Here is a 5,164-nt window from a genome sequence, read left to right on the forward strand (position 1 = left end):
CTCCCGGACGCACTCTCCCGCGTTGGAAGTTGCACCGATCCGCGCTGATAGGTCATAGTTGTACAGTGCGCGGCTGATTCAGATGTCATCAGCACTCTCGCCGGGTGACTCGGCGTGCAATTGTCCATTGGCAACGAGCGTTCGAGTCAGCGCGGCGAGCCTGAGATCGGGTAGGGGTTTGCATGGTATCCAGCACAACCGGGCCGGGGAGTGCCGGCCTGTCGTCCGGAGCGACGGATAATGGTCGTGACACCGGCCATCTGACGTTCGCGTTGAACGGCGACGCACGAACCGCGCGTCAACAGTGGCTGCGTGACGGCCTTGTTGCCGAGATGGAGCGTCGCGGGCATGTCCGACTGGACGCCCCGAATGATGACGTCCGTCTCATCCTGAACTTCACCGATTACAACGCACCCAAATCATTCCGCCGCAAGGCGCAGGGGACCTTTGTCACCAGCGTGATGGAAACCAACGAAGAGCCGGAAGACCTGTTCCGCGCCTTTTACCCGGTCCTCCTCTATTCGCTCTCCAACCTCGGCATCATTCTGGTCGTGCAGGGCGACAACGTCGACGCCCACTTCATGACGATGGAGCAGGGACACTACGTTGTCTCGTGGGATCCGTCTCGCGCTGAATCGGACTTCTTTGCCGCGATCTATGCGCGCCTGGCGCCGCTCGCGACCTCGCAGCTCGTTATCAACAACGACTACGTGCCTGACCTGCCCGAAGAGCTGTGGGATGGCGACGAGATTACCCGCCAGATCACCTGGGCTGGCGAACAGCTCGGCAAGCTCAATCTGCTGCCTGCCCCATGGCCAATTCAGGATCTGCTGACGGAGCGCGACCTGAAGCACGTCATGCGGCTGTTCGGTATTGGCGGATTGTCCTACGGCAACCTCTCGGCCCGGCGTGACGCCGAGACCTTCTGGATGAGCGCTAGTGGCGTCGACAAGTCGAAGCTCGCCGAGGTCGGTCGCGACATCCTGCTCGTCACCGACTACGTGCCGGAACGCAACGCGATGATCCTGAGCGTTTCGCCAAAGGTGCAGCCGCGACGTGTGTCGGTCGATGCGATCGAGCACTTCATGATCTATCGCGAGCACTCGGAGGTCGGCGCAATTGTCCACGTCCACGCCTGGATGGATCACATCACGTCGACTGAAGTGAACTATCCGTGCGGCACGCGTGAGCTGGCGGTGGCTGTCTCCGACCTCGTGCGCAACTCACCCGATCCGTCGCGCGCAGTGGTGGGCCTGAAGAACCACGGTCTGACGATTACTGGCCACTCGCTGCCGGAGATCTTCGAGCGCATCGACGGGAAGATCCTCGCCCAGGTGCCGATGAGCTAAACCGACGCAGGCGCGTCAGAAGGAGCAACAGCGCTTGGCAAAGCCTCGGATCACGGTCGGCATGCACATGCCGCCGAAGCCTCCGGTCGTCACTATGCGCGCGCTGGTCTACGCCTCGCGGCTGATGCGGCTCGAATCGTTCACCATCTGGGATCACGTTCAAGACCTGTTCCCGGCCTCACTCTGGGATAAGCAGTTCACCTGGCTCGCCGGGATGAGCAAGACCCCGCACGATCTGCTCGATTATCAGACGACGCTCGGGTACCTGGCCGCACACGCAGGTCGACTCCGTTTGGGCGTCGGTGTCACTGAAGCCATCCGCCGTCATCCGGTCATGATTGCTCAGTCGATGGCGACGTTGGCGCACATCACGCGCCGTCCGCCGATCCTCGGCATCGGCACCGGCGAGCGCGAGAATGTCGTGCCCTATGGCCTCTCGATGGCTAAGTCGGTCAGTCGCCTCGAAGAAGCGCTGCAAATCATCCGCCTGTGCTGGGAATCAACCGGCCCGGTCGATTTCGACGGCCAGTTCTATCAGCTTAAGCAGGCCACGCTCGATCTGCATCCGCCACGCAAGCGCGTGCCCGAAATCTGGATCGCCGCGCACGGCCCCCGCATGCTGGACCTGACCGGTCGCTATGGCGATGGCTGGCTGCCGGTTCTGGTGACTGATCCAGATGATTATGCGTCCCGGCTGGAGGCGATCCGGTCGGCAGCGCGTTCCGTGGGCCGCGATCCAGATGCCATTCGCCCAGCAATGCAAGCCTATGTCGTCGTTGCACCGACCGAGAAGGAAGCGCGCAAGATGCTCGGCGCGCCGCCGATCCGCTACATTGCCGTCCTCGCGCCGGCCGAGATGTGGCGACGCCACGGCGTCCCCCACCCGTTCGGCGACGACTTCAAGGGCTTCTTCGATTTCGTCCCCAGCGAGCACACCCGCGAAGAGCTCGAAGCCGCGATGGCTCAGGTGCCGATCGACGCCCTCGCCGAGGTCCTGCTCTGGGGCACTCCGGCCCAGGTCGCCAAGCGCATCCGCGCCTTCGGTGACGCCGGCCTGCGCCACGCCAACCTGGAGCTGGCCTCAGCCACCATCTCCCCCCGCGCCGCCGCCAACAGCCTCCGCGCCATCTGGCAAATCCGCCGCTTGGTCAACGCGCGGTAACAGCGCCGTCAACTTCGAATTCCCGGATCGGCACCCATTCCCTTGTCATGTCCAGTTGAGTGCGTTGGCAATGTCGAGTTATCAGATCGGCAGCCCATCTTTCCACCTGTCATCTCGAACCTCAGTGAGAGATCTCCCACCCAATCGAGTGAGTTCAACGCAGGGGAGATTTCTCGGCTGCGGCCTCGAAATGACAGGAGCCAGGGTCGGTTGCCGTACCAAGATGCGCAACAGCCTGACGCTGGCGACCCGGAGCAGATCCCTCAAGAACGAGCTGTTCCCTGTGGAGACACGGAATCTTCGGCACGCTTACCCGCCTACCCCTCCAACCGCTTCCCATACTGCTGACCGCTGTAGTCATACAGATAGTCCGTAATCTCCTGCGGCTCGGCGAAGCCGCGCCAGCCGTCGCGAATCTCCGAGAGCTGGATCATGAAGTTCACATCGCCGTTCTGGTAGTGGCCGTAGAGCGACCAGCGCTCTTGGCGCTCCAGCAACGTGAAGTCCGACACCAGCGCGGCGTGCTGCTCAAGGTGATAGAAGGCGTGCTCCAGGTTGTCAACGACGAAGCCGATGTGGTGCCAGCGCGAGGCGGTGCCGTCCGACATCGGGATGTCGTCGCCGATATCGAACAGGAACAGTCCGGTGTGGCCGGTTGATAGCACAGTCAGGTGCGGGTCGTGCCGCATGATCTGCATGCCGAGCACCTCGGAGAAGAAGGCGCAGGCACCGTCGCGATCAGCCAAGGCGATCGCGAGATGGTCGAAGCCGATGTTGCGCCACGGGCCCGGCGACGACTTGATCGGGATGATCGTCGTCGTCAGCGTGACCTGCTCGCCATCGCCATAGCCGCGCACGACCTCCCCCGCGAACATGTCGGGATAGACCTCTACTCCGCCCGGCGCACGCAGAATCAGGCGCTTGCCGCGGCGGATGTCCTCCGGAATGGCGTGGTGGATGCCATCATGAACGATCTCCATCGGATTCAATGCCGCTGTGTAAGTAGTTCCCTCAACATCGAAAACGACCTTCATCCGGTCATTCGTCGAGCCATCGTGCATCGTGCGTCTATCTCCTTCTGAACGGTCGGATTCCTCATCTGCGCAATGTTCGAGGATAACAGTACACCCCGATCTGGTGGATGCGGGTATAGTCCGCTGAATGCGAGGAGGCGATTTGAACGACACCGACACGCAACCGGAACCGTGGGTCGACCACGAGTACGTCGGGGAGCAATTTGACAGTGCCGATCTGTATCAGGTCGAGATGCAGCATTGCCGATTCGTCGAGTGCTCGTTTCGCGGTGCAGACCTCGATGAGGCGACAACCGACGCCTGCTTCTTCGATGGTTGCGAATTCTCCGGCGCGCGGCTGAACGGCTCGTTTCATCGTGGCTCGGCGTTCGTCAACTGCCGCTTCGACCTGGCCAACCTCACCCAGACGCACTTCGAGTCGTGCAAGATGACCGGCTCGGCATTCGATAAGGCCCGCATGTTGAACACGACGCTGGTCGGCGGCGACTGGTCGTTCGTCGTTCTGGTCGGGCAGGATCTGCGCGGTCGAGATCTGCGCGGCATCCGCTTCAGCGATGCCAACCTTGAAGAGTGCAATCTCGAACGGGCCATCTTCCGCGACTGCGACCTCACCAACGTCAGCCTCATTCGCGCCAAGCTCCGTGGCGCTGACTTCCGTGGCGCGAAGCTCGATGGGGTTGATCTGTCATTGCTCAATCTGCGCGGCGCGAAGCTGGATATCTCCCACGCCGTGCAGCTCGCGCGCACTCTCGGCGCGACGGTCGAATTCGACTACTGAGCGCGTAGCGGCAGCCTGGCAGACATCGCATCGTATGCTCTATCCACGAGGGTCGAGGCAGTCCGGGAGATCGTGAAAGACGAGAACGCATGCCGAAGACGCCGCCTGGCGCGACGCATCTGAACCCGATCGAGCGCGAGACAGCCCGCATCTTTCCGGTCAACGCTCACGACGAAGTCCTGCTTTTGCAGGGTCGCGACCCGGCTCGCCCGGATGACCTGTACTGGTTTACCGTCGGCGGCGGCGTCGAGCCGGGCGAGGATCTGCGAGAAGCTGCTCAGCGTGAGCTCGCCGAAGAGACCGGCCTGGTCGTGGCGCAGGATGCGTTCATCGGCCCATATCACGTTGGTCTGCGACCCTACACCTATGACGGTTTGCATTACATCGGTCGAGGTCACTTTTTTGCCGTCGAAATGGACGACGCTCATGTCGTGTTCGACGGTCTCGTGCCGGGAGAGGTCGGCAACGTCCTTGCCTTCGGCTGGTGGTTGCCGACCGCGATGCGCTCGATATTCCTCTCCAACCCGCAGCTACGCGACCTGGCCGAAATGGCGGTCGGACTTGTGCGCCGCGAGCGTGGTCGTCGCGCCGAATCAGCTGGGATAGCCACGCTTGAAGGGACGCCCCACTCATGACGAATCGACTGGCCAACGAGACCAGCCCGTACCTGCTCCAGCACGCCGAGAATCCGGTCGACTGGTATCCGTGGGGCGACGAAGCGCTCGCTCGCGCCCGCGACGAGGACATGCCGATCCTGCTGTCGATCGGCTACTCCGCCTGCCACTGGTGCCATGTCATGGCCCACGAGAGTTTCGAGAACGACGAGATTGCTGCGCTGATG

6 protein-coding genes are annotated in these 5,164 nt (G+C 62.3%); 5 read left to right on the plus strand and 1 reads right to left on the minus strand.

The genetic code is table 11. The features are described from left to right. The first annotated feature begins 182 nt into the window (after window positions 1–182). Both M9890_15290 and M9890_15295 read left to right on the plus strand, forming a co-directional pair. The gene (locus tag M9890_15290) at window positions 183–1,349 is read left to right on the plus strand and encodes a class II aldolase/adducin family protein (GenBank protein ID MCO5178318.1); all 1,167 of its coding nucleotides are present in this window, start codon (window positions 183–185) and stop codon (window positions 1,347–1,349) included. A gap of 34 nt (window positions 1,350–1,383) precedes the next feature. Continuing rightward, a complete protein-coding gene (locus M9890_15295) occupies window positions 1,384–2,511 on the plus strand; it encodes an LLM class flavin-dependent oxidoreductase (protein ID MCO5178319.1) in 1,128 nt (375 codons plus the stop codon). Between the two features lie 317 nt (window positions 2,512–2,828). Here M9890_15295 and M9890_15300 read toward each other — a convergent pair whose 3' ends face one another. Next, a complete protein-coding gene (locus tag M9890_15300) occupies window positions 2,829–3,572 on the minus strand; it encodes a VOC family protein (GenBank protein ID MCO5178320.1) in 744 nt (247 codons plus the stop codon). A gap of 115 nt (window positions 3,573–3,687) precedes the next feature. Here M9890_15300 and M9890_15305 point away from each other — a divergent pair, with 115 nt between their 5' ends. The 3 genes from M9890_15305 to M9890_15315 all read left to right on the plus strand — a co-directional run. Further along, a complete protein-coding gene (locus tag M9890_15305) occupies window positions 3,688–4,323 on the plus strand; it encodes a pentapeptide repeat-containing protein (GenBank protein MCO5178321.1) in 636 nt (211 codons plus the stop codon). Between the two features lie 89 nt (window positions 4,324–4,412). Continuing rightward, the gene (locus M9890_15310; protein ID MCO5178322.1) at window positions 4,413–4,958 is read left to right on the plus strand and encodes an NUDIX domain-containing protein; all 546 of its coding nucleotides are present in this window, start codon (window positions 4,413–4,415) and stop codon (window positions 4,956–4,958) included. Continuing rightward, window positions 4,955–5,164 (plus strand): thioredoxin domain-containing protein (locus M9890_15315; GenBank protein ID MCO5178323.1); only part of this gene is annotated, 210 nt, incomplete at its 3' end. The genes M9890_15310 and M9890_15315, both read left to right, overlap by 4 nt.

It is taken from the genome of Thermomicrobiales bacterium, assembly GCA_023954495.1.
GTDB lineage: Bacteria > Chloroflexota > Chloroflexia > Thermomicrobiales > CFX8 > JAMLIA01.